This is a genomic window from Paraburkholderia fungorum, assembly GCF_046026025.1.
Classification (GTDB): domain Bacteria; phylum Pseudomonadota; class Gammaproteobacteria; order Burkholderiales; family Burkholderiaceae; genus Paraburkholderia; species Paraburkholderia fungorum_E.
Genome location: NZ_JAQQFL010000046.1, coordinates 25,583 through 51,566, shown reverse-complemented (window position 1 = coordinate 51,566; position 25,984 = coordinate 25,583). Strand labels below are relative to the sequence as shown.

The window sequence follows — 25,984 nt, the reverse complement described above, 5'->3', positions numbered from 1 at the left end:
ATAGGGGCGGCTGGATCGGTTGGCTGCTTCAGCGCACCTTCGGTGTGCCACCCCGTACGGTCGGCTCAGGGCTTGTCCTTGTCGCGAACATTCGCGGGCGGTTTTACGGTGCTTCCATGTTTGAGGAATTCCCGCCGCTGAGTTCCTTTTTTTCTGATGAGTTCGAGCAAGCGGTTGCGTTAATGCTGGCCGGCATTCAGTAGCAGCCAGATTTGCCGCGTCGGCGGTCCGGCAAGTATTCGTGCAAACACCGCACGGCACCGAACACAGGTGTAGTGCTCTTCTACTCGAGCGTCCTTCACCGCGCCGACGCCGCTGAGCGTGAGGTGAGGGTGCGGAAGCTCGGCCGCCGACTTCCCGTAGAGGTCGGCGCACTGCGCACAAGGTTGAATCCAGAGGTCCATTTGGCGGGTGTGTGGATGATGTCTGTCAGAGCCGCAAGCATCCAATAGTCTGGCGGCCGGCGTATTGACCGTTGACGAATCGGCTGTTTGCGTGAGAGCCGTAGAGCCGGGAGATATCGATGAACTGCATCCCGTTGATGGTTCGAACTTCTGGCAATGGTAAGCGGACTTCAAAAACCTGGCCGCGATTTGTCATTGTGCCTGCACGAATAGGTTCGCGCTTTTCGAGAGCGCGCTCCTGCGCCCGCTCTTAAGCCCGGCTTTCTCCGCATCGCTGGTAAACCGTACCTGGCTCAACCCTCAATGCACGTCAGGAATAGCGCGATGGTTCCTGCGACGACCTCGACAGCACGCCTCACTCCCTCACTCCCTCACTCCCTCACCACCTCCACCGCGGCTGCCGAAACGAACTCCGCCCGCACGCTGTCGCCGACTTTCAACTCATTGAGCGGAATGCTCGCCGCCGCCCTCAGCACCTGCTGATGCTTCGGCCCACGCAGCGTCACCATCCGGCTCTTGCGGTTGATCTTCAACACGGTCGCGACAATCTGCACCCGATGTGCCGATGACGCATATCCCGCTGAAGCCGGTATTGCCACTGTCGTTTCGACGCGTTCACGAACACCCGGCGTCGTCACTTTGTCGACGTGAAGCAGCAGTGCTTGCTGGTATGCAACGTTCAGCTTGTCGCCGACGCGTAGCTTTCTGACATCGGCCAATTGGGGATTGACGTCGACATCCGCCAGATGGCCGTACGGGCCACGCAGCGTGACGCTGTTGGTGGCGGGATGAATCGCTACGACATGGACCTGGGCGTGCACGACCTCGGCTTTGCCGAGCGCCGTTTGACTGGCATAGGCGCGGGTTTCCTGAGCGAGGGTGGACTGACTGAAAGCGGCCGTTATCAGTACAGCCGCACTCCATACAATCGCGACCGATGAGCACGCGTTGCGCAGACGAGTCATCCGTTGCTCCCGAAGTGACCACCTCAAACGACAAACAGGGGTGACGAACTTGAATGACGAAGTTGAGCGATCCACCTCAACAACCGAAACGACCTGAAGCCAGCCACGCCCCCCGTGCTTACAACTCCGGCCGCGCCAGGTCGCTGGTCACGATATGCTCGCCATACACCTGCGCCGCCGCGATCGCTTCCAGCTTGGTCGCGTACGGGCCGAGTTCCGGCGCACCGTCGAAGGGGAACAGCACACGGCCATCGGTGGTTCGAACCACTTTCAGCACGCCGAAAAAGCGCCGGTAGCCGGCCAGTTTCGACGTCGCCGACACTTCAAAGTCGTCCTCCGACGTTGCGGGGACGCTGGGAATGAATGCGGTCTTGCTCATACCTGAAAACATCTCTTGTTCAATGGGCCGGCACCCGCTGGAGGGTCGAGGCGCGCCCGGTTGTCCCGGGAAGACATTCACCGGCGGCCCCCATTGTCTCAAATCCCGGCGCATTGAACCGGATTCCCGATCAGCCAGCCGGCCGTTGCCTGCATTGCGCAGGTTGGACCGCAAAGGGAGGTCCGGCAGCCGGCATTACCCGGCGGCTTTGAGCGCCGCCTCATGCTCGGCCGCGAGCGCGATATCCCGCTCATTCACTTTCACGAAGCTCGGCCGCGAGCAGATGCGCTTGACATACTCAAGCGCGACCGGCGTCTCAGGCACGAGCTTGAACATCATCCCCCAGTGCAGCGCGATACCCCACAAGATATCCGCAGCCGAGATCTTGTCCCCGAGCAGATAGGGCGACGTCTGCAACTGGCTTGTCACGGTCCCGAGCATCGAATCGAAATCGCCGTACGGCGAGGTGGAGGGCGGCGCCGGTTCGCGCTTCATCGCCTTGTCGACCAGCCCCGGTTCGTAACATGCCGCGTAGTAGACCAGCCAACGCAGATACGGCCCGCGTGACGGATCGTCGAGCGCGGGCGCGAGGCCCGCTTCGGGAAACAGGTCGGCCAGATAGATAAAGATGGCGACCTGTTCGGTGACCAGCGCATCGCCGTGAAGGATCGCCGGCACTTTGCCGAGCGGATTGATCGCCAGATACGGCGCCTTGCGCTGCTCACCGGCCTTCATGTTCAACACCTTCAACTGATACGGGGCGCCGAGTTCCTCGAGCAGCGTGAGTGCACTGACTGAGCGGCATTGCGGTGAGTGGAACAGCGTGATCGTGCGGTCGGTGGTCATGGTGGGAGCCCTCTGGGTGAGTGTTTTGTAGGAAAAGCCAGCGCCCATCTGGCGCCGGATGGCCTCATGCTAAGCGCCCATACCTGTCAGTTTGTGTCAGGTATGGCTAAACTTGTCAGGATGAGAGCCAGCCGCCTTCTTTCCATCCTGATGACCTTGCAGGCGCGCGGACGCGTGACCGCGCAGTCGCTCGCCGACGAATGTTCGGTCTCGCTGCGCACGATCTATCGCGACATCGACGCTTTGAGTGCCGCGGGCGTTCCCGTTCAGAGCGAGCGTGGCGCGGAAGGCGGCTATCGTCTGCTCGACGGCTACCGCACGCGTCTGAACGGCCTGTCGTCGCAGGAAGCCGAGGCGCTATTCCTCGCGGGCTTGCCCGGTCCCGTGCAGGCACTCGGTCTCGGCGCTGTGATGGCCGGCGCGCAAACCAAGTTGCTGGCCGCGCTGCCGGTCGAATTGCGCTCGACCGCGGAGCGCATGCGTTCGCGTTTCCACCTCGACGCCCCGGCCTGGTTCGCCGACGCGGATCAGCCCGCGAACCTGCCGGTGATTGCTAGCGCGGTGTGGGAGCAGCATCCGCTGCAGATTCGGTATCAGAGCTGGAAGGCCGAAAAATTTCGTCGGATCGAACCGCTCGGCATCGTGCTGAAAAGCGGCGCCTGGTACGTGGTTGGGCGTGTCGGCATGGACAACCGCATCTATCGCATTTCGCGCATTCTCGAATTGAGCACGCTCGATGAGACTTTCGAGCGGCCATCCGCTTTCGATCTGGCCGCTTTCTGGCAAGACAGCACGCAGAGGCTGTCTGAAGAGATGCATGCGAGCGAGGCAACGCTGCGCCTGTCGCCGTGGGGCATGCAGATGCTCGACGTCTTTACGTCGCCATTCGCCCGCTCCGCCGCGAAAATCAGCGAGCCGGATCCGGCCGATGGTTGGCGCACGGTCACATTGCCGGTCGGCTCAGTCAGGCAGGCCTGCGCCGAACTGCTGCGCTTCGGCATCGAGGCCGAGGTGCTGGCGCCTGCCGAATTGCGGGCCCATTTCACCGAAGTGGCGGCAGCCTTGCACCGCCGCTATATGCAATGAGCGCGCGCGTTCGCAACTGGCCGCAACTGGCGTAGCCACCCTTATATGTGGCGTTGAATGACCGGCATATTGCCGGCATGGGGCGTGATTCACGTCGACGTCATACGTGCTGCCTAGAGTTTGCCCGCGAATAAAACTCTAATCCCCAAGGGCAAAACATGTCACAGCGCAGCGGGTTGCGTGCTTTCTTCATGGTCGTTTGCGCGGCCTTAATTGGCCTGATCGTCGCCGCGTGCGGCTCGTCGTCCTCGTCGCTCAAGCAGACCGGGCAGCAGCAGATTCAGCACGTCTTCGTCATCACGCTCGAGAACGAAAACTATGCGACTACCTTCGGCGCGAACAGCAAGGCGCCGTATCTGTCACAGACGCTGGCTTCGCAAGGCGCGATGGTCCAGCAGTACTACGGCACGGGCCACGTCAGCCTCGACAACTACATCTCGATGCTCAGCGGCCAGGCGCCGACGCCGGAAACGGACAATGACTGCATCACCTATCAGGACTACAAGCTCACCGGCATGACGCAGGACGGTCAGGCGATCGGCTCGGGCTGCGTGTACCCGGCCAGTGTCAAGACGCTGCCGGACCAGTTGACAGCTGCCGGCTACACCTGGAAGGGCTACGAAGGTGACATGGGCAACGACCCGACACGTGAAGCGACGACCTGCGGGCACCCGACGCTCAACACGACGGACCTGACCCAATCGGCCGAAGCGCCGAGCGCGGCCGTGCCGCTGGGCGATCAGTACGCGACGCGTCATAACCCGTTCATGTATTTCCATTCGATCATCGACTCGCCGGGCTGCGGCCAGAACGTCGTGAATCTGAACCGGCTCACGACCGATCTGCAGTCGATCTCGACCACCGCCAACTTCAACCTGATTACGCCAAACCTGTGTGACGACGGTCACGATTCGCCGTGCGTGAACGGCCAGCCGGGCGGACTGACGAGCGCGAACACGTTCCTGCAGAAATGGGTGCCGCTTATTACCGCTTCGCCGGCCTTCCAGAAGGACGGCCTGTTGATCATCAACTTCGACGAAAGCAGTTACGCCACCGTCACGCAATCGGCATCCGGCGAGGATCTGATCTTCGCCGGCTCAACCTGCTGCAGCCAGCAGCCGGGTCCGAATCTGCCGGCGTTCCCGCAGACTTCGTCGCTGGCGTACAAGGGCCTGACGATCAACCTGACCAAGCAGAGCTTTGGCGGCGACCAGACCGGTGCGGTGATGATTTCGAAGTTCATCAAGCCGGGGACGGTGTCGACGGTGCAGTACAACCACTACTCGATGCTCAAGAGCATTGAAGACATTTTCCAGCTGGATCATCTGGGCTATGCGGCGCAGGCCGGCCTGGCCGGGTTCGGCAACGACATCTTCACGAACCTGTAAGCGATCAGATGCCGTTTTTTGCAATGCGATTGACCGGGCGCATGGCCACGCGACTAGCGGCGCTTGCAGCGCTGATGGGTGCCGCGTGGTTGCCGCTCGCGGGAGCAGCGGCACCTGTGCCGGCGGCGGATGCCGCGAAGCCCGTCTACAGCGATGCCGCGGCGCTCGGCAAGCTGATGTTCTTCGACGCGTCGTTGTCGGCGTCGGGCAAGATGTCGTGCGCGAGCTGTCATAGCCCGTCGCACGCGTACGGGCCGCCTAACGGGCTCGCCGCACAATTGGGTGGGGCCGACATGCACCGGCAAGGCACGCGTGCTGTGCCGAGCCTGCGCTACGTGCTAAACCGTACGCCGATGTGGAGTCATGCGCAGGCAGCCAGCCTGTCCGAGCGTCTGAGCGAGACGGACAACGCGCCGGTTGGCGGCTTCGGTTGGGACGGGCGCTTTAACCACCTGCATGATCAGGCGAGCTTCCCGCTGTTCAATCCGGACGAGATGGCCAACAAGGATCCGGCGGCCGTGCTCGCGAAACTCGAGCAGGCGCCGTATGCCGCTCGCTTCAAGGAAGTGTTCGGCCAGAACATCTTCGTCGACCGCACCAGGGCGTTCGCCCAGGCGATGGCTGCTATTGAGCGATTCGAGCTCGAAGATCCGAGCTTTCATCCTTACACCAGCAAGTTCGATGACTACCTCGATGGAAAATTGCAACTAACGGCACAGGAGTTGAGAGGCAAAAAACTGTTCGACAATCCGAGCGGCGGCAATTGCGCCTCCTGCCATATCGACCAGGCGGGTGTCGACGGCTCGCATCCGCTTTTCACCGACTTCAACTTCCAGGCGCTCGGTGTGCCGCGCAATCCGGAGTTGCGTGCGAATGCGGACCCGAAGTACTTCGATATGGGTTTATGTGGGCCGCTGCGCACCGATCAGTCGAGCGACCGGAGCAACTGCGGACTTTTCAAATCCGTGTCGCTGCGTAACACGGCGACGCGGCAGGTGTTCTTCCACAATGGCCGCTTCCATACGCTGAAGGACGCGCTGCGTTTCTACGTGCAGCGCGACACGAATCCGGCGAAGTGGTATCCGAAAGACGCGCACGGCACGGTCGACAAATTCAACGACTTGCCGATTGCGCTGCGCGTGAACGTCGATACGACCGACGAGCCGCTTACGCGCAAAGCGGGCGAGCGTCCCGTGTGGTCGGAGCGGGATATCGACGACGTCGCCGCATTTCTTGCCACCTTGAACGACGACTACCCGCTGAAACCGAAGCCGTCGAAGTAGCTGAAGTAGCCGAAGCGAGCGCACGGGTGGCTGCGTTTCTTCAGATGATTTCTGGCAATTTGATGCCTCTTTTTCGGGCAGGGATATAATGCGTGGATCCCTTTTCTTTTCTGTCCCCGTTATGAGCCGGCTACTTTGCCTGATCGTGCTTTCGCTCGGCCTGATGCAAACCGCAACGGCCGACGAAACCAATGACCGCATGTCGGCGTATCTGACGCAGAAATTCGGCCTGGCAAAAGAGAAGGCACAAAAGATTTCAGACGCGGTGCAGTCCGCCGCTACGAAATATTCACTGCCGCCGGCCCTGCTACTGGCGATCATCTCGATCGAATCCCGCTTCAAGGAAAAGGCCAAGGGTCCCAATGGCGCGACCGGCTTGATGCAGGTGGTGCCGGGCGCTCATCGCGGGCTGCTGAGAAACGTTAAGGACCTCACGGAGCCGACCACCAACATCGAAATGGGGTCGGCGATTCTCTACGGCTACATGCGCTCGGCCAATGGCGACATGAATGCGGCGCTCAAGAGCTACGGCGGATCGCAGGCCTATGCGAGGAAGGTGAGCTTGCGCGTCGAAGATTTCACCGACGTCGCCGGGCCCCAGGAGGTCGCATCGCATCTGAACGCACAGACCAGCATGTGCGAGGCCGACCGCTGCCCGGCACCGGACAACTGGGCCGACGCTTTCACGATCCCGGCCGACAATCTCACTGCCACCGGCGGGGCAGCGCTGCAAAGCGCATCGCCTGCAATGCCGCACTGAGCGGTCACTTCCCCTTACTTTTTCTCGTTGCCATGCTCCCGCAGTGAAGCGGTGGATTGAGCCGTCACGCCATATCAGGCGGTGCGGCGCAAAACGCTGCACGCTTTTTACGCACGCCCGGCAACCGCTCTACAATGCATTCCCATCCGAGCCCACGCTGCGCCTCTCCCGATCGATCATGTTCACCTTGTTTTCCAGAACCACTGCCGTTTCCCTCGCCGGCTTGCTGACCCTTGCCGCTTGCAACAGCACGCCGCAGCCAAAATTCCAGCAGGAACTGTTCGAAACCGGAGCGAGCCCTTACGCCCGAAACTTCAACTCGAGCACCACGGATACCTGTGAGGCTGCGCGCCGCGCGCTGTTGAGCCAGGGCTATCTGACAACAATGACGCGCACCGATACCGTCGACGGAACGAAAAACTTCCAGCCGACCGGCGACACGCACATCGTTGTCGAGTTTCATGTGGTCTGCACGCCGGGGGAGGAGGCGAGCGATACCAGCATCGTCTACGTCAATGCGGTGCAAAACGGCTTTGCGCTGAAGAAAAGCGATACGTCCGCGAGCGTGGGGCTGAGCGTGCTGGGTTCGCTGTCGTTGCCGATCCGCTCGAATAACGATGCGATGGTCAAGATTTCGAGTGAGACGATCCCGTCGGGCAAGTTCTACGATCGCTTCTTCGGCCTCGTCGATCATTATTTGCAGACGGTAGTGCGCACGCAGCCGGTTGCGAACAGCCGCATCGAGACACGCCTGTTGCCGGTACCGGCGCCCGTGCCGGTTGAAGCGCCGATTCCCGCGCCCCTTCCCGAGATGACCGACGCAATTGAGAAGGCTGCTGCCGCGTCGGTGCAACCAGCGAGCGGAGCCGGCGTCGCGCCGTGAAACATGCCTGCCGGCGCATGCCGGGTTCAGGCTGATCAAGACCTGATCAGCCTTTGATCTCATCACGCAGCGGCACTTATCCTATGTCTTTTACTTCATACGTATATATATGTAGTAATAGTTAACAAGGGTTAACCCCTTCTGTGGATAACTCGCTAATTCCCCGTCACATCAACGTCATGCAGAGACCATAACCCTGCGGAACACGTCTGTAGAAAAACTACAAAGCTGGGATAACTTTGACGGAGCTTGCCTCGCGCCGGACCTTATCAAGAATTCGCGCACAGGCTGTCCGACGCGATATCCCGAAGTTATTCATAGGCAACTGTGGATAACTCACCTATCCGGCCATATTTTGCCGGGCGGCGAGGTGGTTTTTTCGTCGATACCATTCGCTCGCCACCGTACAGACCGGGTCCCCTCAGACGCGCACATTGAAGCTGGAAGGTACAAAGATTGCGTCTATGTTTTTGCAAGCGCAACTGTTGCTATTTAGTCAAAACCATTTCAGCAACGCCCTATCCAGGCATAGAGTTAAAGTGTTTTCTGAAGTTATTGGTGCAGTGCGGGGGTGTGCAATGAAACGTAGAACAGCACGACAGCTAGTCCGTCTTCTCTCGGATATCAGGCATGCCAGCCGCTGCACGACCTTGCGGGCGGCGGCGACAAACCGGGCCATATCCCTCGCATCGTCCGAGCACGACGAGGACGGCGCCGATAGCGACGAAAGCAACGAAGCCGCCCGTGAGGCGAATCGCGACAAGCCGGTCCGGAGCGGATCATGAGAGCCGCCAGTGAACAATCGCTGCGTTTTCTGGTCGAGAAATGGCTGGCGCCCGGGCTGTCGATTCCGGTTCACGTTACCGAGTTCAGCCGTACCCGTCTGGGCGGCAGGCGTTATGTGCGCGTGGAAACGTCCCCCGAGGCCGGATCGCGCAGTCTCTTTTTCTTTCGTCACGACGACGGTTGCTGGTGTGTGTTTCCACCTACCTCCGATACGCCCAAGCTTTTCGCGCAACCACGCGCCGCTTGATGGCGGACGCTGTTAGGCGGCCGCCCCCCGTCAGGAGATGACGGCCGCGCTTTGTACTACCCCTGCTACCCCTTCACGCACACCACCTGCCGCAGCGTGTGCACCACCTCGACGAGACTGCGCTGCGCGGCCATCACCGCGTCGATGTCTTTATAGGCCATCGGAATTTCGTCGATCACGCCTTCGTCTTTACGGCATTCGACGTGTGCCGTTGCCTTGACCTGATCTTCGACGGAAAAGCGCCGCTTCGCTTCAGTACGGCTCATCGCGCGGCCGGCGCCGTGACTGCATGAGCAGAAGCTTTCCGGGTTGCCGAGCCCGCGTACGATAAAACTCTTCGCGCCCATCGAACCCGGAATGATGCCGAGCTGGCCCTTCTGCGCGGACACCGCACCTTTACGCGTCACCAGGATGTCCGTGCCAAAGTGGTGTTCCTTTTGCACGTAGTTATGGTGGCAGTTCACCGCGTGCTCATCGAGCGAAAACGGCTTGGCGATGACCGATTGCGCCGCACGAACGACCGCACCCATCATCAGTTCACGATTCTGCCGTGCATAGTTCTGCGCCCAGTCGACCGCTTCGACGTAGTCATCGTAGTGCGCGCTACCTTCTTCGAAGTAGGCCAGATTGCGGTCCGGCAGGTTCGCGATGTGCTGCCGCATATCCGCCTGCGCCAGTTCGATGAACAGATTGCCGATCGCATTGCCGACGCCGCGCGAGCCGCTATGCAGCATGAACCACACGCTGTCCGCTTCGTCGATGCAGACTTCCACGAAGTGATTGCCGGTGCCGAGCGTACCGAGGTGCACGTAGTTGTTGGTTCGCGCGAGCTTCGGATACTTGTCGACGATTCGCTTGAAGCCGTCAGCAAGCGACTTCCAAGCAATGTCGACCGGTTGCGGCGGCCTGTCCCATGCGCCCGGATCGCGGCGGCCCGGTGCGCGGCCGTGCGGCACCGCGCGTTCGATCGCGCTGCGCAGGCCCGCCAGCGAATCGGGCAAGTCGGCGGCCTTGAGCGTGGTGCGCGCGGCCATCATGCCGCAGCCGATGTCTACCCCGACTGCTGCCGGAATGATCGCGCCGAGCGTAGGAATCACGCTGCCGATCGTGGAGCCTTTGCCTGCGTGCACGTCCGGCATCACCGCCAGATGCTTGAAGATGAACGGCAGCTTGGCCGTGTAAGCGAGTTGGTCGCGGGCGAAATCGTCAATGGCGACACCTTCGGTCCACATCTTGACCGGCTTGCCGTCCGCGACTTCCATCAGTTGGTAATCCATTTTTCTTTTCTTCCCTATTCTTCTTTCGACTGGCTGCAGCGCGCAGTTGTGCGGCGCGCTCCCGGCTGGGTATGTCGGTTATGACGCCCAGTCGGGTTATGTATTGCGAGGAGCATGCCAGCATGGTCGCGTGTTCGAATCGTTCTGCCGTAAGTGATTGATGTGAATCATAAAGATGCTGCGTACGCCGTTGTTCAGTGGTTCTCGCCGGTAGGCTGAACCGGCCAATAATTGATATGATCAGCTAGTGTTTTATACAGAAAGATAAAAATGAAAAAGCGCGTCGCTATCGGCTTTCTCGGCACAGTGTTGGACCAGGGCGGCGCGCGGCGCTGGCAACGCTGGCGGCCCACCATTAGTCTCTGCGAGCAGCCGGGCATGCCGATCGACCGGCTCGAGCTGTTGCACTCGCCCGGTTACGAATCGCTCGCCAATCGCGTGAAGAACGATCTCGCCGGTGTCTCACCGCTCACCGAAGTGCGTCTGACCTCGATCGCCACCCACGATCCATGGGATTTCGAAGAGGTCTACGCGTCGCTGCATGATTTCGCGCGTGGCTACGCGTTCGATACCGACAACGAGGAATATCTCGTCCACATCACCACCGGCACACACGTCGCGCAGATCTGCTGGTTTCTGCTGACCGAAGCGCGCTATCTGCCGGCGAGCCTCGTGCAAACCGCCCCCCCGCAACAAACCGACGAGGGCAAGAGCGGGCCTGGCAAAGTGTCGGTCATCGATCTGGATCTGTCTCGCTACAACCGCATCGCCCAACGTTTCACCCGCGAGCGCGAGGACACCGTGTCGTTCCTCAAGGCCGGTATTGCCACGCGCAATCCGCAGTTCAACGCGTTGATCGATCAGATCGAGCGTGTCGCGATCCGCTCGCGCGCGCCGATTCTGTTGATCGGCCCGACCGGCGCAGGCAAGTCGTTCCTCGCCAGGCGGGTTTATGAGCTGAAGCGCAATCGGCATCGACTGGGTGGCCCGTTTATCGAAGTGAACTGCGCGACGTTGCGAGGGGATTCGGCGATGTCGACGCTGTTCGGCCACGTCAAAGGCGCCTTCACCGGCGCGCAAAGCGCGCGCGGCGGTTTGCTGCGCGCGGCCGATCAAGGGCTGCTGTTTCTCGACGAAATCGGCGAGCTCGGGATGGATGAACAGGCAATGCTGCTGAAGGCCGTGGAGGAGAAACGCTTTCTGCCCGTCGGCGCCGATACGGAAGTGACCAGCGATTTTCAACTGATCGCCGGTACGCACCGCGATTTGCGGACAATGGTCGCGCAGGGCGCCTTTCGCGAAGACCTGTACGCGCGGATCAACCTTTGGACCTACCACCTGCCGGGCCTTGCCGGGCGCATCGAGGATATCGAGCCGAATCTCGAATTCGAGCTCGATCGCTTCGGCCGGGAGCAGGGCGAGTTGGTGCGTTTCAATGTCGAAGCACGGCGCCGCTATCTGTCGTTCGCTACCTCCGCGAAGGCCGCGTGGACCGGCAATTTCCGCGAGTTGTCAGCCTCGGTGACGCGCATGGCGACCCTGGCGGACGCCGGGCGTATCACGGAAGACAATGCCGGACAGGAAATCGAGCGCTTGCAGCGAACGTGGGCGCCTCCCTCTGACGGTGCCGATGATGATCTGGTATCACGCACGCTCGGCGCACGTGCTGACGACTACGACCTGTTCGACCGCTTGCAACTCCAGCGTGTGCTGGAGGTTTGCCAGGCGTCGGCAAGTCTGTCGGACGCGGGGCGCACGCTCTTTGCGGTGTCGCGGCAATCCAGGAAGCAGCCGAACGACGCCGACCGCCTGCGCAAATACCTCGCGCGTTTCGACGTGGAGTGGGGCGACTGGCTGCGCCCTCACGCTTCGTGAGGCAAGCGATCAGGTTCGCTCGTGGGGCGCCGGGCGGGCATCAACTGGCACACCATCAGGCCGGCGAGCATGAGCGCGCATCCAGACAGCGCACGCGTTGACAATGTTTCACCGAGCACCAGCCAGCCGGCGAACGCGGCGAACACCCCTTCCATACTGAAAATCACCGCGGCATGCGAGGGCGCCGCATGTTTTTGCGCAACCACCTGAATCGTATAGGCGATGCCCACCGACAGCGCACCGCCGTACAGAATCGTTGGCGCGGCACGCTCGATCACCGCAAGACTGATCGGCTCGATCACGAGACCGACGGCCAGACACACCACCCCGCAGGTCACGAACTGCACGAGCGCCAGCATCAGGGTGTCGTGCCGCAGCGCGAAGCGGCCGACCAGCATCATCTGCACGGAAATCACCAATGCGCCGGCAAGCTGATACCAGTCGCCGTACAGGATCGAGAAGTGCTCGTTGACGCTCAGAAAGTACATGCCGATCGCAGCCAGCGTCGCACCGAGCCAGGTGCCGAACCCCGTTCGATGACGAAACAGCACGCCGAGCAGCGGCACGATCACCACGTATAACGAACTGATGAAGCCGGCGTTGGCGACCTTTGTGTATTGCAGACCGATCTGCTGCATTGAAATCGACGCAGACAGCACGACACCGAGCAATACACCGGCACCGAGCAGTTCGCGTGCGCCGCCGGGTTCGCGCTTTGACAATTCCGCCAGCGCGGAGCGCCGCACGCAAACGATCATGGTCAGCACGACCAGCGCGCCGAGCAGGAAACGCAGCCCGGTAAACAGAAACGGTCCGATCGTATCGAGGCTTAGCCGTTGCGCGACGAACGCGGAGCCCCAGATCATGGCCGCGATTAGCATCAGCAGATTGGCGCGCAGGTGTTGGCGTGTGTCGGATTTCAAAGGCTGTTTTTCGAATTCGGTTGTTTGAACAAGGCGCTCGCGGCTCAACGGTGATATCCGGCGTCTTGCGGCGCGGGTTTCTTTGCCGGCGCCGGTAATGGTAACGCCGGCAAGGTGATCACAAAGCGTGCGCCGCCCGATGCCGCTTCTTCGAGTCGCACGTCGCCGCCATGTACCAGCGCGACGCGCCGCACGATCGCGAGGCCAAGGCCGAAGCCGCCGGTATACCGGTCGCGGCTGGAGTCGAGCCGGTGAAACGGTTCGAATACGCGCCCGCGCTCCGCAAGCGGAATTCCGGGGCCGTCGTCCTCGACGATCAACACCAGTGCGCCTGCCGCGTCGGCGGCCGCGCTTAGCGAAATCGCCTGCCGTGCGTAGCGGGTACTGTTGCGCAGCAGATTCAGCAGCGCACGCGCGACCAGTTTGGGATCGCAGACATGATACGTGGGCGTGCGGGCAACCGGCATACGAGAGACCGGGGCGCGGGCGGCGGCCGTGCCTACAGCGCTACCTGCAGCGCTACCTGCAGCGCTACCCCCAGCGGACACGCCCGCCGTGCTGACCGAAAGCGTCAGTGAGCGATCGGCGACATCGTTGGACATGCTCGCGGCCACGCTGTCGAGCAACTCATTCACGGACACCTGCATCAGCACCAGATGCCCTTCACCTTGTTCCAGTTGGCTCAAAGTCAGCAGTTCGGTGACGAGGTCGTCGAGTTCACGCACGTCCTTGCACAGCGCCAGTTGTCGTTCGCGCTGCCGCTCGGGCGACTCCGGCGATTGCAGCAGCGCAAGGCCGAATTCGAGCCGCGCGAGCGGCGTCTTCAGTTCGTGGGAGATGCCGTGCATCATCTCGCGCTGGTGCAGGATCGACGCTTCGATTCGCTGCGCCATTTCGTTGAATTGTTGCGACAGGTCGTAGATGTTCGACTTGCTCGACAACTTCACGCGCGTCGATAACGCGCCTGAGCCGAAGGTGCGCGCCGCGGCTTCGAGCTTGCGCAGATCGCGCCAGTGATAGTGCACCCACACGACCACCGAAAGCAGCGTGGCAAGCGCGAGCAACGCATACGCGAGTGCCTGAATCTCGACCGTGGTGGAATCGCCGCGACGCGCATAGACGACGATGCCATCCGAGAGAGGCAGGAAGTAATTCGTGGTGTCGTAGTCCAACACCAGCTTGCCATCGCGCAACTCGCGCCATTGGCGCTTGCCGACCAGTGGCTCGACCTCGTCGGTCGTCATCAACCTGAAGCCTTCGCTGCCGTGCTTGTTCAATTCCGCGAGCGCCGCGGCGCGTTCCTGGCCTGAGTGCCGTTGCAGGTAATCCTCGAGTACGAATGCATACGTACGGTCCGCGCCGCGCTCGGTTTGTGTGACGCGCTCATGGAACAGTTGCGAGAATGAGGTGTTGACGAATGCAATGGCGAGGCCGCCGCCGATGACAACGATCAGGTACAGCCGGATCAGGGAGCGGATCATTTATTCCTCCCATGCCGACGGGCTGAACAGGTAGCCGCGGCCCCAGATCGTCTTGATCTTGTGCGGCTCGGGTGACGCATCTTCGAAACGCCGGCGTAGCCGCGAGATCCCGGCGTCGACGGTACGGTCGAGACCGTCGAATTCGATGCCGCGCAATTGCCTGAGAATATCGTCGCGGCTCAGCACGGTGCCGGCCGCGCGCGCGAGGATCAGCAGCAGGTTGTACTCGGCGGTCTTCAGGTCGACCGGCTGGCCGCGCCAGCTCACCGCTCGATCGGGCGGCGCGATCACCAGTTCACCGAAGGTCAGCGTCTCGTCCTGCGTGGACGGCTCCGCGCTTTCCGCCGGCTGTGCACGACGCAACAGCGCACGGGCGCGGGCGACCAGCACGCGCGGCTCGATCGGCTTGACGACGTAGTCGTCGGCGCCGGTTTCCAGTCCCGCAATCTGGTCGAATACGTCGACGCGCGCCGTCAGGATCAGCACCGGCACGCGCGAAAAACTGCGAATGCGGCGGCAGACCTCCATGCCGTCCATGTTCGGCAGCATCAGATCGAGAATCACCAGCGCCGGTTTGTGCTCGCGCACGGCGGCCACGGCCGTGTCGCCGCGTCGCACGATTGTCACGCTGAATTCGTAGCCGTTCAGATATTCCCCGATCAACTGCGCGAGGCGATCGTCGTCCTCGATCAGCAGCACGCTGGTTTTGAGGGGGGCGTCGTTCATATGGGTCTCCACTATCAGGCGCCGATTCTATCCGCGCGCACCGCCACGGGATACGCCGCGAACATTCGTGAACACTTGAACACAATTGCGCACACATTCTCCCAACTTCAGGACAGACGTGGCGCGGCGGCGTCCCTAGACTGCGGCTTCCGTCCCAAATAAAAAGTCCTGATCGTGCGCAAACGCCTCCCGTATCTGTTTATTCCGCTGTTTGGCCTGACCTGCTCGTCGGTGGCATACGCCGAGAATTTCTATATGTTTTCGCTGGCCGGCGGCGTGGCGCCGCGCTATCAGGGTAGCCGCGACTACCGTCCGTTCGTGGCTCCGCTGATCTCCGCCGAGTTCAGCAACGGCATCTTTCTGAGCCCGACAGACGGCCTCGGCTACAAGCACACGTTCGCCAATGGGCTGTTCGCATCCGCGGCGCTCAGCTATGACTTCGGCCGCACCGACAGAAATCGTGCTGATCTGCCGGGCTCCGACTACCTGAAGGGCATGGGCCGGATTCCGGGTTCGGTCATGATGTCCGTGCAGGTCGGCGCGCATCTGTTTGGTCCTTCGACCGTCAGCATCACGCTGGATCAGCCCCTCACGCACACCAGCCGCGGCACCAGCGGGCACGTCGATCTGACGGTGCCGGTGCTGCAAACAGTCGACAACGAAATCAGCATCACGGGCAGCGTGCATGCCGGTAGCGGCCGCTATACGCAGACCTTCTTTGGCGTCACCGATGCGCAGGCGGCCGCGAGCCGCTTTCAGCCGTATGCGGTGAAAGGCGGTTTCGACAGCGCCAAGGTGTCGGCCGCATGGACCTACAGTTTCTCGCCGCGTTGGTCGGTGCATACCGAGGGCGGCGTGACGCGCCTGCTCGGCGCGTCGGCGAACAGCCCGATCGTGCAGTCGAAGAACAACTACTTCGCGATCACTGCGTTGACGTATCGCTATTGATGCGTGTGTTGATGTGACTGTTGACGCGACTGTTGATCGGTTGTCCGGATCAACTTTCCCGACGCTCAGATTTCCCTGCAAGGAGCTCGCGATGTTTGCATGGCAACCCCCTCTTTCCACTGCCTGGCAGGACAGCCTGATTTCGTCGGCACGCGCGCAGGCAATGGGCGTCGACAGCATGTTGCTGACCGGTGCGACCGGATTTATCGGCGGCAATCTGCTGGTGACCTTGATCAACGCCGGCCTGGTCGAGCGCATGGTGTGTCTGGTGCGCGGCGCCAGTGTGGCCGATGCGCTCGCGCGGTTGCGCGCTTCTGCGGTGCGCTGCGGGCTGCCGCATGCTCGAGCCCAGCGAATCACGGAAGCCAACGTGATGGTCGGCGAACTCGGCAGCGCGTTCCCGGAAATCGATCTGGCGCGGCTCGCCAAGGCGTCGCATGTGATCAATTGCGCGGCGCTCGCGTCGTTCTCGACACATCCGCAAGTGCTCGACACAAATGTGCACGATACCTTGTGTTTTGCGTCGCGTTTTGTCGGCAGCAAAAAGCTGCGGCGCTTTGTGCACGTGAGCACGGCGATGGCGTGCGGCACGCAATGCGGCGCGAACGTTCAGGAATCGCCGTTTGGCTATGGCGAAACGAGCCACCTCGTGCCGTACACGCGCAGCAAACGTGAAGTCGAACGCTTGCTGCGCAGCACGTATCCGCACTTGCCGCTGGTCGTGGTGCGGCCGTCGATCGTGGTGGGCCATACGGTGCTCGGTACGCTTCCTTCGGCAAGCATTTTCTGGGTGTTTCGCGTGGTGCACGCCGCGCGGCGCTTCACGGCGCGGGCCATGAACCGCCTCGACGTGATATCCGCCGACGATTGCGCGCGCGCGGTGGCGCTGCTGGCGGTGAAGCCGTCGCTGGCTTTTGATACGTATCACGTGTCGGCGGGTTCGGAGGCGCCGACCATTGGTCAGATCATCAGCGCCATGGACGAAGCCACCGGTGTTTCGGGCCGCCGCTATTCAATGTGCCGGGTGCGCGACTTCGGCAAGATCGCACGCGAAGTGGTGGGCCGCGATCGCTGCGGCAGCGGCCGTCTGATCGAACATGCGCTGCGTTTGTACGCCGGTTTCGCCGAGCTGGACTACGCATTCGACAACCGCCGCCTGCGCGACGAGATTGGTTTCGAGCCACTGCCCTTTACGGACTACGTGAGCGAATGTGTGCGGACCTCGCGCGGGGTGGGGATCGCCGAGCAGATGCGCTGGGACTTCAAATAGGTTCTCGCCAGGTCTTTAACCGGCTATACAGTGCCGCGACTCGCGCGATAATCGCGCAACGGGTTGGGTGAGTCAGGGTATCGCTGACCCATTTGGCCAACGGATTTTCAGGCAGACGCAATGGACGAGAAAGACTGGATCGCTGGCGCCGCAAAGGCACTGGCGATCATCGAAGCATTCGACGAAGAGCATGCGCGCATGACGCCGACCATGGTGGCCGCCCGCGCTGGACTCTCGCGCACGGCGGCGCGCCGCTATCTGCTGACGCTGCGCGAACTCGGCTACGTGGACACCGACGGCAAGCTGTTCTGGCTCGCGCCGCGTGTATTGCGGCTCGGTCAGTCGTATCTGGATTCGGCGCGCCTGCCGCGCACCGTGCAACCATTTCTTCAGCGCATCACCGCAACCTTGCAGGAAACCGCACTGGTCGCGATTCTCGATGAACACGATGTGGTTTATGTCGCGCGCAACGGCGTGAACCGGGCGATGGCGGTCGGCTTTGTGCTGGGGTCGCGGGCGAGCGCGCCGTTGTCGTCCGCGGGTTTGGTCCTGCTGGCCTTTCAGGCGCCGGAAAGCATCGAGCAGTGGCTGGCGTCCTATCCGATCAAGGTATTCACGCCGCATACGTATTCGACCGCTGAACGCTTGCGCGAAGTGCTGAGCGAAATCCGCCGCGATGGTTATGTCGTCACCGACCAGCAACTGGAACTGGGCATGCGCGGTGTCGCGGTACCGCTGCGGGACCGGCACGGCTCGGTGGTGGCGGCGATCAGCGTGAGCATGCCAATCGGCCAGGAATCGGCGAACGCGGCGCTGCATCGGGTGCTGCCGACCCTCCAGGAAACCGCGAGTTTGCTCAGAAACCTGCTCTAAATGCGGGACTAGGTAATCGCCCTAATATGGAATGCTTAACGAGTGAAAGCTTATCGAAAGCAAGCTGTCTCCCGGAAAATACATATCGAGTTTTGGGCATGACAAACCGCATACACTGCGTAATACTCTCCCGCGGGGAGCGGGAAGGCGCCTTGCGTGCCGTCTGCTTCACCGTTCAGCTATTTCATTCACATTGACTCAGTCGTCCAGGTTTGGGGAACAACACATGAAAAAAGTTATCGTCTCGCTCGCAGCAGCTTCGATCGCGCTGGTTTCCGTTCAAGCTTTCGCACAAGCATCGGACGCAGCAGCACCGGCCGCTGCAGCTAGCACGCCGAAGAAGCACCACATCAAGAAGCTGAAGACGCACGGCAAGCGTGCTCCGGTTTCGTCGGCAGCTTCGGCAGCTGGCACGAACGACAAGGGCACGGCAAACTAAGCTAACGCTTGGTTTTGTCAGGCGAACCCTGCCGGTTCGTCTGCGCACGCTGCTAGCCGGCGAGTGCAGCGCGATTCCGGTTGAATGCCGCCAGCAAAAGGCCAGAGCTTCTGCTCTGGCCTTTTTGCATTGGGCGGCTAGCTCGGATGGCGTTTAGCCTGCGAGACCGCGCTTGATGACCTCGTTCAGCAGTCCGGTCATGCCTTCCGGATGGGTGGCGGCGCGTTCTTTCAGCTCCGTAACCAGGTCGCCGTTCAGCTTGCAGGCGAAGGCGACGAGCCCTTGTGCCTGGTCGAGCTTGCGCTGTTCACGGCGATCGAGCTTCGGTTCAGCGGCAGCGGCTTTGCCGAAGCGTTCGGCGGTCGACAGGTTCATTGCATTGTTCAGCTTGAGCGCCTTGTTCTTTTCAAGGTCGGTTTTTTTCATCGCCATACGGAAGGCCTCTGCCAGATAAGTAATCCCGCATTGTACGCATCGCGCCGCGCGTCGAGCCAACGGCGGCAATTCCGCACCTGAGCGGCGACCAGGCGATGCTCGGGCTCCGCGGAGTTCGAGCCATTGTGGGCTGTTCAAGCGGGCGGTTCCGGCGCGCCGGCCACGCTGTCCATCAGCGCGCGCATTCGTTGCCAGTGCGTGCCTTCCCAGAATACGCGCCGGCACACGTCGCAGGTGACAAACTGGCTGTGCCGTTCCAGCACGCCGTCGGGCGCCCGGTCGCCGACTTCGTCTTTGGCGATACGCCGCAGCGGCGCATTGCACATCAGACACAAACGGAACGGCTGCGCGCTGCCGGCCAGATCCAGCCGTTCAAACACTTCACGCAATTGTTCACGTGGCCGCAGCGTGCGTACGTAGCAGCCATGCGTGATGGCGCGGCGTTTTAATAGCTCACGGTCGCGGGTCAGTACGATGCGTTGTTGTGCGGCGGCGAGCGCTTCGATATCGGCGTCGGGATAGTGGTTGTCGTAGAGCGTATCGAAGCCGGCTAGCCGCAACAGCGGTGCAAGACCGCCCAGATGCGCATCGGCAATGAAGCGCACCACCCGCAGCGGGTGCTCGCGCACGCGCAATAGCGGCTGGATGTCGAGCGCTTCAAACTTCGGATAAACGGCGATGCGATCGCCGTCGGATAGGGGATGATTGAAACCGACCGACTCACCGTTCACCAGAATCAGTTCGACCTCGGTATGCGGCACGCCGAGCACTTCGATCATATGTTTCGCCGTGGCGCCGCGCGCGCAGGCGCAACTGAACGCGCGCCGGCGCAGGGGCCGGGCGAGAAAGTCGTTCAGCTCCTCATAGAAGCGGAATGTCGCGGTGACCATCGCATCAGTATCGCACCGTGTTCAATTGCGCGCTGTCCTGCACGTGTCGCATGGGTGTGCTTTACTGCCAGTTCTTTAGAAGATGGAGCGACAGATGGACATCGGTTTTATCGGTCTCGGCGAGATGGGCGCCGCAATGGTTGCAAACATTTTGAAAGCCGGGCACCAGGTGCGTGTGTGGAACCGGTCGCCGCAACGCACGCAGTTGCTTGCTGACGCAGGGGCGCGGATCGTCGCGACGCCGGCTGAAGCGTTTGCGGGCGACGCCGTGTTCTCGATGCTCGCCGACGACACCGCATTGCGCGAAGTCGTCACCGCGTCGCTGCTGGAACACGCGCCGCGCGGTTTGATTCACGTGAACATGGCGACGATCTCGGTGGCGCTGGCCGAGGAACTGGCGACCGCGCACGCCTCGCGCGGCATTCATTACGTCTCCGCGCCGGTGTTGGGCCGGCCCGACGTCGCGGCGGCCGGCAAGCTGACGATCGTGGCAGGCGGCCCGGCCGAGTCGATCGACCGTGTGCAGCCGATTTTCGACGCCATCGGCCAGAAAACGTGGCGCATCGGTTCGCTGCCGCAGCAGGCAAACGTGATGAAACTCGCGGCTAACTTCATGTTGGCTGCGGCTGTCGAGACGCTCGGCGAAGCGGCCACGCTCGTAACGGGCCACGGCGTCGCGATTCAGGATTTTCTCGATGTCATCACGAGTGGTCTGTTCCCGGGGCCGGTCTATTCGGGCTACGGCAAGATGATCGCGGAGCAGCGCTACGAGCCGGCGTTGTTCAAGGCGCGCCTCGGACTAAAGGACGTGCGTCTCGCGCTGGCGGCCGCCGATGCGGTCACGACGCCGTTGCCGATCGCGAGCGTGGTGCGCGACAGCCTGATCGAAGCCGTGGCGCATGGCGACGGCGAGAAAGACTTCGCGGTGCTGGGACAGGTCGCGGCGCGGCGGGCAGGGCGCTGAGCGGGCGCAGGCGAGGGCGCTTTAAGGTGCGGAAGGGCATAATCGCGGTCTGATCCCTTTTTCTGCATCGATCCCTATGAGTCTGCACACCTGGTGGCTCTTCGTCGCGACTGTTTTTGTTGTCTGCGCGATTCCTGGTCCGAACATGCTGCTGGTCATGACGCACGGCGCCCGGCACGGCCTGCGCCGTTCCAGCGCGACCATGGCCGGCTGCCTGTCGGCGCTGGTGTTGATGCTGGCGGTGTCGGCGGCGGGCCTCGGCGTGTTTCTCACGGCGTGGCCGACGATGTTCAACGCACTGCGGATGATCGGTGCGGCGTATCTCGTCTATCTGGGCATCAAGGCGTGGCGTTCGCCTGTTGACGAAGGCGTTGCCGGCGCGGTCGAGGAACTGTCCGCCAAGCCCGCGCGTTCGCGCTTCGCGCTGTTTCGCAATGGTTTCCTCGTGGCGGGCAGTAACCCGAAGGCCATCCTGTTCGCCGCCGCGCTGCTGCCGCAATTCATCGACGCGACGCGGCCCAAGCTGCCGCAGTTCGGCGTGCTCGTCGCTACCGTTGCCGTCATCGAGGTGAGCTGGTATCTGGTCTACGCCGGTTTCGGCACGCGGATTGGCGCCAGCTTGAAGAGCCGCAGCGTCGCCAGGACGTTCAATCGTCTGACGGGCGGCGTGTTCGTCGGCTTCGGCGCGATGATGGCGCTGGTGCGGCACTAGGCAAACGGCTGGCGCATGGCGGTCGACACCACTTGCCAGGCGCCGCAAGGGGTGTTGTGCGTATGCAACGCTGAGGGTCTACCCTAATTTGAATGTTGCGACGCACCAAATCATTTGCTATAGTTCTTCTTGTCTCCTCCATGTCTCCTCTGATATGGATTCAGCCCGTCCAATTAGGCGGGCTTTTTTTTGCCCCGAATTTCCCGTGCCTTCCAGAAAAGACAAAGCCGGCTGGCCTCTGCGCGAGGCCGCCGGCTTTGTCGCGTCTACGTCGAACTCAGAACTTATACGAGACGGCCAGGAACGAAATGATCGGATCGGCCTTCAGTTCCGCCTTCGAGACACCCAACTCCGTGCCGTCTGCCGCCTTGATGATGACCGACGAGGTGGTCTTCAGCGGAATGTACGTGACCGATGCCACGAGGCCCCAGTGATCGGTGATGTTATAGGCGAGGCCCGCATTGAACACCGGCTGCCAGGAGGACGACGCCTTCGCCGACACCTGCGTTTGCCCCGGCTTGCCCGCACCCGCTGCCAGCACCGAGCCCAGATTGTTCTGGGTCGCGGTCACGAAGTTTGGACTCAACTGAACGTCGGAGAACCAGTTATACGACACGCCAATGCCCACGAACGGCCGGAAATGGGCCGTCGGCGCATTGAAGTAATACTGGAACAGCAGCGCCGGGCTCCACTGGCGCACGCTTTTCACGATCGGATTGGCCTGCGGATCGCCCAGATTCTGCTGGCCGAGTGCGCCTGCCGGTCCGGGCGGCTGGATGGTGCCGTGTCCGTAGATCTTGAAGACCGGCGGCACACCCGCCACCGTCGACACAGCGATGTGATCGGTGATGTAGTGACTGAAGACGAGGCCGACGGTATTCGCGGTATTGGTCGACAACCCCGTGCCGCTGGACGTGAACGAACTTGGCAGACGCAGTGGTGTATTGATGGGTGTCGGGGCGACGTTGGTGGTCAGCGGCGTGCTCGAATCCTGCGGCATGACGTGGAACCAGCCGAGCACGGCGACGTTGTCGCCCGCGTGTTGCGCGTGCGCACTGACTGACAGGCAGGCAGCCAGTATCGCGAAAAAGATCTTTTTCATGGTGTTCCTCCTGAGGCGCGCATGACGATCGTTGCGTTCTTCGCGCGCTGCGAGCGACGGCGGCCTGATTGCCTGGCCGGTGCGCTGGATAGTCGGTGGACGCCGGCCGCCGCGCTATTTCTGTGCGCGACAGCCGGGACGCGAACGCCTCGCTGCGTGTCAGCGGCGCGTGCTGCGTCCATTACTGGACGAAGGCGCCGATCGTGAAGTACGGCGAGGCCGCGTTGGTCATATCGAGGTAGCCGAACACGCCACCCGTAAAGATCATCTTTCCGGTCGGCGTAGTGCCCGTCGAGGCGCCCACTTGCGTGGTCGTCACGACACCCGGCACGGTCTGCGTGAAGTTCAGATTCAGCGCCGTCGCGAGCGAGGCCTGCGAGGCGTTGAACGGATCGAGCAGCGTGGCTTCGGTGCCTTCGAGCGCCGTCGTGCGATAGTCGAACTGGCTATCCACGCCGATGTACTCGCCGTTTTGCGAGTTGACCGCGATCGCGCTTTGCGGCGCCAGGATGGAGATGCCCGACTCATCGTCCGCATACGGGCCGAGTGAGCCGTTCACCGGTGTTGTCACCGATGAGTTCGCCGCGCCGGTCCGCACCAGAATCGGCACCACCTGATTGCGCAGCTTGCCGACGATCATGTAGCCGCGTGCCTTCGGCGTTGTGGCGAGCGTCGGTTTGGCCTGGCCCAGGAAGTTGTCGGTTTCGAACGCGCCGCTGCCGTCGGCTGACTGCACGAAGTTCGTTCCCGGTTGCTGGCACGTGCCCGCGTTGACGCCGGAGTTGTCGCACTCGGTCCACGTGCCGTCGGCATTGATCGTGATCTTCGTGTCGACCGCGACCGGCGCGAAGTTTTGCGACGGAACCTGGTGGTAGCCGAGCTGGTTGTAGGTGCCGGCCACGTTCGCGATGTTCGTTTCAATCGACGAGAAACCGATGAACGGGTAGTACGGGAAGGTGGTATCGGGCACCGCGCCCACACCGAGAATCCCGGCGAAGGAAATCTCCGCCCCCGGGATCGTGCCGCCCGCCACGCCTTCGCCGACAAAAATCCGCGCCGGACGATTCGGGTCGAGGCTTGCCCCGTTCAGGCGAAAAGCACACTGATTGAGCTTGGCGGTCGGCAGTTGGGTTTCCTGGGTCAGCGTGCCGCTTGCGCTCTGGCCCGCGCGCGTAGGCGCGACGGTGCCGACGGTGGCCGGGATCGGCGACTCGATATAGTTGATTTGCCACGTCATCTTGGTCGTGTCCATCTGCAGCTTGACCAGTTCGCCGTCACCGCCGCCGCCCGTGAACACCGTGCTGTAGTCGAGCGACGCAGGACACAGACGAACTTCGGTGACCGGTCCGTCGCCGTTGCCGCCACCACCACCGCATGCCCCCAGTAACGGTGCTGCAAGAGCGAGCACCGAAAGGATTCTCCATTTCATACTGCCTCCAGAATTTTCTCGTTGTGAGTGGCAGACTCCCTGTCCGGCCACCTTTTGCTCTATTTATGTCTCGTACTGCGAACTGCCGGTCCTTCAGTCCTTACTTGCTGATCTGCGCGCCGATGCCGAAGTAGGGGGCGTTAGACGTACCTGAAATCGCCGACGTCGGCGTGACGCCGCCGTTGACGGTGCCTTGAATTTCGATTGCGTACAGGCCGCCTGACGCAATTGCGAAACCGGTCTGACCGTTCGCTTGCTGGACGCCGACCAGTCCGGGACTCGGCAGGCCGTATCCCAGGCCGAAACCGTCTTCAGCGGCAGAAGTCGATGGATTGATGAAGGTGCCCACGCCTCCCTGGATCAACGTCGCGGTGGACTTGAAGTTCGAATCCGCGCCGACATAGCCGCCGTCGAAGCCACCCGATGCGAGCGGTGTGGCTGCGGTGAGCATGGCGATGCCGGACTCGTCGTCGACCTTGGCGTCGAGATGCAGCGGCGCAGTGCCGAGATTCACAAGGCCCGTGCGGATAACGAGCGGCACGGTTGCGCCGTTGATCTGACCAAGGATCATGTGCGCCGGAGCCACGGAACCGCTAGTGCCGGTGGGCAGCGTCAGTTGAGTGCCGATCTGCGGTGCGTTATTACTGTCGAAGTAGCCGCTGCTGTTGGGCGCCCAGGCGGTGCCGGTCGTCAGGCAGCCACTTGCACTTGGATGAAATGCTGCGTTGGATGAGTTGGAGCCGGTGCAATTGCCACTAGCGTCGAAGGTTTCAACCGTATTGGTCGCTGTTGCCGCATAAGAGCCCGACGGCACGAGGTGGTAAAGCAGGCCGTTATAGGTGCCTGGCAGCCGGGTGATATCGGTTGTCGTGCTGGCGAACCCGATGAACGGATAGAAGTCGAAGTGCCGGTTCGGCACGGCGCCGATATTCTCCAGGCCCGGCACCGGGAGAATAGTCAGCCCGTCGTACTCGACCGTCGCACCTGGAATGCCACCACCGGCTACGCCCAGACCGACGAGAATCATCGGAGGATTCGGATTGTTGACGAAATCGGGTGTCGTATAAGGCTGACCGTCGCCAACGCCTGTACCGGTGCCCGCACCGAGGATGAAGGCGCAGCGCGTCTGTTCGGCGGTCGGCAGTGCGCCAGCTGGCGGGTGGATCACGGCGCCCGTGATTTGCGTGCCCGCGCGCGTCGGCGTGACTTGACCCGTACGCAACGGAATCGGCGACTCTAGCCACTTCAGCGTGTACGTCATCGCCGTCGCGTTGATGTTCACCTGAACGATTTCGCCACTGCCTGCACCGCCAAGATAGGTCGTTTTAACGATGTCGGCGGTCGCAGGGCACAACGCGGCCGGACCCGCGCCTGTAGCGGGCGGACCTTGCACGCCGCAAGTCGAGCCCGAGCATTGCGGCGCATTGATCGTACTGGGATCGCCGGCCTTGCCGCCGCCACATGCGATGAGCAATGGGGCCATGGCAATGGCCATCGCCAGGCCTCGAATATTGGCGTGCGACATGCAGCTGTCTCCCTTCATGTAATAGTGCGAACTAATTTCGCTGCGCGTTTAATGCCTGTCAATTGAATGAGCCGTCTAAAAAGACCGA

25 protein-coding genes are annotated in these 25,984 nt (G+C 61.9%); 13 read left to right on the top strand and 12 right to left on the bottom strand.

Annotated features, from left to right (window positions below):
• Positions 1-775: 775 nt before the first annotated feature.
• From PQR67_RS34570 to PQR67_RS34560, 3 genes are all read right to left on the bottom strand, one after another.
• The gene (locus PQR67_RS34570) at positions 776-1,369 is read right to left on the bottom strand and encodes a hypothetical protein (RefSeq protein ID WP_408467288.1); all 594 of its coding nucleotides are present in this window, start codon (positions 1,367-1,369) and stop codon (positions 776-778) included.
• Positions 1,370-1,487: 118 nt separating this feature from the next.
• Positions 1,488-1,748: a DUF6723 family protein gene (locus tag PQR67_RS34565; RefSeq protein WP_028198573.1), complete on the bottom strand. Its 261-nt coding sequence runs from the start codon at positions 1,746-1,748 to the stop codon at positions 1,488-1,490.
• A 195-nt stretch (positions 1,749-1,943) separates the two neighbouring features.
• Positions 1,944-2,594 carry a glutathione S-transferase family protein gene (locus PQR67_RS34560; protein WP_408467287.1) on the bottom strand — a complete coding sequence of 217 codons (651 nt, stop codon included), beginning with the start codon at positions 2,592-2,594 and terminating at the stop codon, positions 1,944-1,946.
• A gap of 102 nt (positions 2,595-2,696) precedes the next feature.
• Here PQR67_RS34560 and PQR67_RS34555 point away from each other — a divergent pair, with 102 nt between their 5' ends.
• The 6 genes from PQR67_RS34555 (at position 2,697) to PQR67_RS34530 (ending at position 9,027) form a co-directional block, all read left to right on the top strand.
• Positions 2,697-3,680, top strand: a complete 984-nt coding sequence (locus PQR67_RS34555) for a helix-turn-helix transcriptional regulator (RefSeq protein WP_408467286.1) — start codon at positions 2,697-2,699, stop codon at positions 3,678-3,680.
• A gap of 158 nt (positions 3,681-3,838) precedes the next feature.
• Positions 3,839-5,068 carry an alkaline phosphatase family protein gene (locus PQR67_RS34550; protein ID WP_408467285.1) on the top strand — a complete coding sequence of 410 codons (1,230 nt, stop codon included), beginning with the start codon at positions 3,839-3,841 and terminating at the stop codon, positions 5,066-5,068.
• A gap of 41 nt (positions 5,069-5,109) precedes the next feature.
• A complete protein-coding gene (locus PQR67_RS34545; protein WP_408467284.1) occupies positions 5,110-6,351 on the top strand; it encodes a cytochrome-c peroxidase in 1,242 nt (413 codons plus the stop codon).
• A 121-nt stretch (positions 6,352-6,472) separates the two neighbouring features.
• Positions 6,473-7,111: a lytic transglycosylase domain-containing protein gene (locus PQR67_RS34540; RefSeq protein WP_408467283.1), complete on the top strand. Its 639-nt coding sequence runs from the start codon at positions 6,473-6,475 to the stop codon at positions 7,109-7,111.
• Between the two features lie 178 nt (positions 7,112-7,289).
• On the top strand, positions 7,290-7,994 hold the full coding sequence (locus PQR67_RS34535; RefSeq protein WP_408467282.1) for a DUF2242 domain-containing protein: 705 nt from the start codon (positions 7,290-7,292) through the stop codon (positions 7,992-7,994).
• Between the two features lie 781 nt (positions 7,995-8,775).
• Positions 8,776-9,027 (top strand): hypothetical protein, encoded by a 252-nt coding sequence (locus PQR67_RS34530; protein ID WP_408467281.1) that lies wholly within the window; start codon positions 8,776-8,778, stop codon positions 9,025-9,027.
• A gap of 65 nt (positions 9,028-9,092) precedes the next feature.
• On the opposite strand, the gene PQR67_RS34525 is transcribed toward PQR67_RS34530, so the two are convergent.
• The gene (locus tag PQR67_RS34525) at positions 9,093-10,304 is read right to left on the bottom strand and encodes an RtcB family protein (RefSeq protein WP_408467280.1); all 1,212 of its coding nucleotides are present in this window, start codon (positions 10,302-10,304) and stop codon (positions 9,093-9,095) included.
• A gap of 270 nt (positions 10,305-10,574) precedes the next feature.
• Here PQR67_RS34525 and rtcR point away from each other — a divergent pair, with 270 nt between their 5' ends.
• Complete coding sequence (gene rtcR / locus PQR67_RS34520; RefSeq protein WP_408467279.1) at positions 10,575-12,179, top strand: RNA repair transcriptional activator RtcR; 1,605 nt, start codon at positions 10,575-10,577, stop codon at positions 12,177-12,179.
• Here rtcR and PQR67_RS34515 read toward each other — a convergent pair.
• The 3 genes from PQR67_RS34515 to PQR67_RS34505 are packed head-to-tail and all read right to left on the bottom strand — an operon-like array spanning position 12,167 to position 15,309.
• Positions 12,167-13,102, bottom strand: a complete 936-nt coding sequence (locus tag PQR67_RS34515; RefSeq protein ID WP_408467278.1) for a DMT family transporter — start codon at positions 13,100-13,102, stop codon at positions 12,167-12,169. The two genes, rtcR and PQR67_RS34515, sit on opposite strands and share 13 nt — an antisense overlap.
• 44 nt (positions 13,103-13,146) lie before the next feature.
• Positions 13,147-14,583 carry an ATP-binding protein gene (locus PQR67_RS34510; protein ID WP_408467277.1) on the bottom strand — a complete coding sequence of 479 codons (1,437 nt, stop codon included), beginning with the start codon at positions 14,581-14,583 and terminating at the stop codon, positions 13,147-13,149.
• The gene (locus PQR67_RS34505; protein WP_408467276.1) at positions 14,584-15,309 is read right to left on the bottom strand and encodes a response regulator; all 726 of its coding nucleotides are present in this window, start codon (positions 15,307-15,309) and stop codon (positions 14,584-14,586) included.
• 201 nt (positions 15,310-15,510) lie between these two features.
• Here PQR67_RS34505 and PQR67_RS34500 point away from each other — a divergent pair, with 201 nt between their 5' ends.
• The 4 genes from PQR67_RS34500 to PQR67_RS34485 all read left to right on the top strand — a co-directional run bounded on the left by PQR67_RS34500 (position 15,511) and on the right by PQR67_RS34485 (position 18,839).
• Complete coding sequence (locus PQR67_RS34500; protein ID WP_408467300.1) at positions 15,511-16,257, top strand: MipA/OmpV family protein; 747 nt, start codon at positions 15,511-15,513, stop codon at positions 16,255-16,257.
• A gap of 91 nt (positions 16,258-16,348) precedes the next feature.
• Positions 16,349-17,527, top strand: a complete 1,179-nt coding sequence (locus PQR67_RS34495; protein WP_408467275.1) for an SDR family oxidoreductase — start codon at positions 16,349-16,351, stop codon at positions 17,525-17,527.
• A 120-nt stretch (positions 17,528-17,647) separates the two neighbouring features.
• Positions 17,648-18,400, top strand: a complete 753-nt coding sequence (locus PQR67_RS34490) for an IclR family transcriptional regulator domain-containing protein (protein ID WP_408467274.1) — start codon at positions 17,648-17,650, stop codon at positions 18,398-18,400.
• Between the two features lie 226 nt (positions 18,401-18,626).
• Positions 18,627-18,839 (top strand): hypothetical protein, encoded by a 213-nt coding sequence (locus PQR67_RS34485; protein ID WP_408467273.1) that lies wholly within the window; start codon positions 18,627-18,629, stop codon positions 18,837-18,839.
• A gap of 153 nt (positions 18,840-18,992) precedes the next feature.
• Here the strand turns inward: PQR67_RS34485 and PQR67_RS34480 are convergent, their stop codons facing one another.
• Both PQR67_RS34480 and PQR67_RS34475 read right to left on the bottom strand, forming a co-directional pair.
• Positions 18,993-19,271 carry a hypothetical protein gene (locus PQR67_RS34480; RefSeq protein WP_408467272.1) on the bottom strand — a complete coding sequence of 93 codons (279 nt, stop codon included), beginning with the start codon at positions 19,269-19,271 and terminating at the stop codon, positions 18,993-18,995.
• A gap of 137 nt (positions 19,272-19,408) precedes the next feature.
• Entirely contained in the window at positions 19,409-20,164 is a 756-nt protein-coding gene (locus PQR67_RS34475) for a Mut7-C RNAse domain-containing protein (protein ID WP_408467271.1), read from the bottom strand.
• 94 nt (positions 20,165-20,258) lie between these two features.
• Between PQR67_RS34475 and PQR67_RS34470 the strand changes: the two genes are divergently transcribed.
• On the top strand, positions 20,259-21,128 hold the full coding sequence (locus PQR67_RS34470) for an NAD(P)-dependent oxidoreductase (protein WP_408467270.1): 870 nt from the start codon (positions 20,259-20,261) through the stop codon (positions 21,126-21,128).
• 76 nt (positions 21,129-21,204) lie between these two features.
• The gene (locus PQR67_RS34465; RefSeq protein ID WP_408467269.1) at positions 21,205-21,840 is read left to right on the top strand and encodes a LysE family translocator; all 636 of its coding nucleotides are present in this window, start codon (positions 21,205-21,207) and stop codon (positions 21,838-21,840) included.
• 277 nt (positions 21,841-22,117) lie between these two features.
• Here the strand turns inward: PQR67_RS34465 and PQR67_RS34460 are convergent, their stop codons facing one another.
• The 3 genes from PQR67_RS34460 to PQR67_RS34450 all read right to left on the bottom strand — a co-directional run bounded on the left by PQR67_RS34460 (position 22,118) and on the right by PQR67_RS34450 (position 25,896).
• Entirely contained in the window at positions 22,118-22,942 is an 825-nt protein-coding gene (locus PQR67_RS34460; RefSeq protein WP_408467268.1) for an OmpW/AlkL family protein, read from the bottom strand.
• Between the two features lie 181 nt (positions 22,943-23,123).
• Positions 23,124-24,371 (bottom strand): DUF2957 domain-containing protein, encoded by a 1,248-nt coding sequence (locus PQR67_RS34455; RefSeq protein ID WP_408467267.1) that lies wholly within the window; start codon positions 24,369-24,371, stop codon positions 23,124-23,126.
• Between the two features lie 100 nt (positions 24,372-24,471).
• On the bottom strand, positions 24,472-25,896 hold the full coding sequence (locus PQR67_RS34450) for a DUF2957 domain-containing protein (protein WP_408467266.1): 1,425 nt from the start codon (positions 25,894-25,896) through the stop codon (positions 24,472-24,474).
• Between the last annotated feature and the right edge of the window lie 88 nt (positions 25,897-25,984).

Excerpts from the sequence above, each read along its gene's own strand:
- PQR67_RS34560 (WP_408467287.1), bottom strand. The coding sequence starts at position 2,594 with ATGACCACCGACCGCACGATCACGCTGTTCCACTCACCGCAATGCCGC.
- PQR67_RS34480 (WP_408467272.1), bottom strand. The coding sequence starts at position 19,271 with ATGGCGATGAAAAAAACCGACCTTGAAAAGAACAAGGCGCTCAAGCTG.
- PQR67_RS34490 (WP_408467274.1), top strand. The coding sequence starts at position 17,648 with ATGGACGAGAAAGACTGGATCGCTGGCGCCGCAAAGGCACTGGCGATC.
- PQR67_RS34525 (WP_408467280.1), bottom strand. The coding sequence starts at position 10,304 with ATGGATTACCAACTGATGGAAGTCGCGGACGGCAAGCCGGTCAAGATG.
- PQR67_RS34470 (WP_408467270.1), top strand. The coding sequence starts at position 20,259 with ATGGACATCGGTTTTATCGGTCTCGGCGAGATGGGCGCCGCAATGGTT.
- PQR67_RS34475 (WP_408467271.1), bottom strand. The coding sequence starts at position 20,164 with ATGGTCACCGCGACATTCCGCTTCTATGAGGAGCTGAACGACTTTCTC.
- PQR67_RS34460 (WP_408467268.1), bottom strand. The coding sequence starts at position 22,942 with ATGAAAAAGATCTTTTTCGCGATACTGGCTGCCTGCCTGTCAGTCAGT.
- PQR67_RS34530 (WP_408467281.1), top strand. The coding sequence starts at position 8,776 with ATGAGAGCCGCCAGTGAACAATCGCTGCGTTTTCTGGTCGAGAAATGG.
- PQR67_RS34510 (WP_408467277.1), bottom strand. The coding sequence starts at position 14,583 with ATGATCCGCTCCCTGATCCGGCTGTACCTGATCGTTGTCATCGGCGGC.
- PQR67_RS34535 (WP_408467282.1), top strand. The coding sequence starts at position 7,290 with ATGTTCACCTTGTTTTCCAGAACCACTGCCGTTTCCCTCGCCGGCTTG.
- PQR67_RS34495 (WP_408467275.1), top strand. The coding sequence starts at position 16,349 with ATGTTTGCATGGCAACCCCCTCTTTCCACTGCCTGGCAGGACAGCCTG.
- PQR67_RS34570 (WP_408467288.1), bottom strand. The coding sequence starts at position 1,369 with ATGACTCGTCTGCGCAACGCGTGCTCATCGGTCGCGATTGTATGGAGT.
- PQR67_RS34545 (WP_408467284.1), top strand. The coding sequence starts at position 5,110 with ATGGCCACGCGACTAGCGGCGCTTGCAGCGCTGATGGGTGCCGCGTGG.
- PQR67_RS34550 (WP_408467285.1), top strand. The coding sequence starts at position 3,839 with ATGTCACAGCGCAGCGGGTTGCGTGCTTTCTTCATGGTCGTTTGCGCG.
- rtcR (WP_408467279.1), top strand. The coding sequence starts at position 10,575 with ATGAAAAAGCGCGTCGCTATCGGCTTTCTCGGCACAGTGTTGGACCAG.
- PQR67_RS34455 (WP_408467267.1), bottom strand. The coding sequence starts at position 24,371 with ATGAAATGGAGAATCCTTTCGGTGCTCGCTCTTGCAGCACCGTTACTG.
- PQR67_RS34450 (WP_408467266.1), bottom strand. The coding sequence starts at position 25,896 with ATGTCGCACGCCAATATTCGAGGCCTGGCGATGGCCATTGCCATGGCC.
- PQR67_RS34540 (WP_408467283.1), top strand. The coding sequence starts at position 6,473 with ATGAGCCGGCTACTTTGCCTGATCGTGCTTTCGCTCGGCCTGATGCAA.
- PQR67_RS34555 (WP_408467286.1), top strand. The coding sequence starts at position 2,697 with ATGGCTAAACTTGTCAGGATGAGAGCCAGCCGCCTTCTTTCCATCCTG.
- PQR67_RS34465 (WP_408467269.1), top strand. The coding sequence starts at position 21,205 with ATGAGTCTGCACACCTGGTGGCTCTTCGTCGCGACTGTTTTTGTTGTC.
- PQR67_RS34505 (WP_408467276.1), bottom strand. The coding sequence starts at position 15,309 with ATGAACGACGCCCCCCTCAAAACCAGCGTGCTGCTGATCGAGGACGAC.
- PQR67_RS34485 (WP_408467273.1), top strand. The coding sequence starts at position 18,627 with ATGAAAAAAGTTATCGTCTCGCTCGCAGCAGCTTCGATCGCGCTGGTT.
- PQR67_RS34565 (WP_028198573.1), bottom strand. The coding sequence starts at position 1,748 with ATGAGCAAGACCGCATTCATTCCCAGCGTCCCCGCAACGTCGGAGGAC.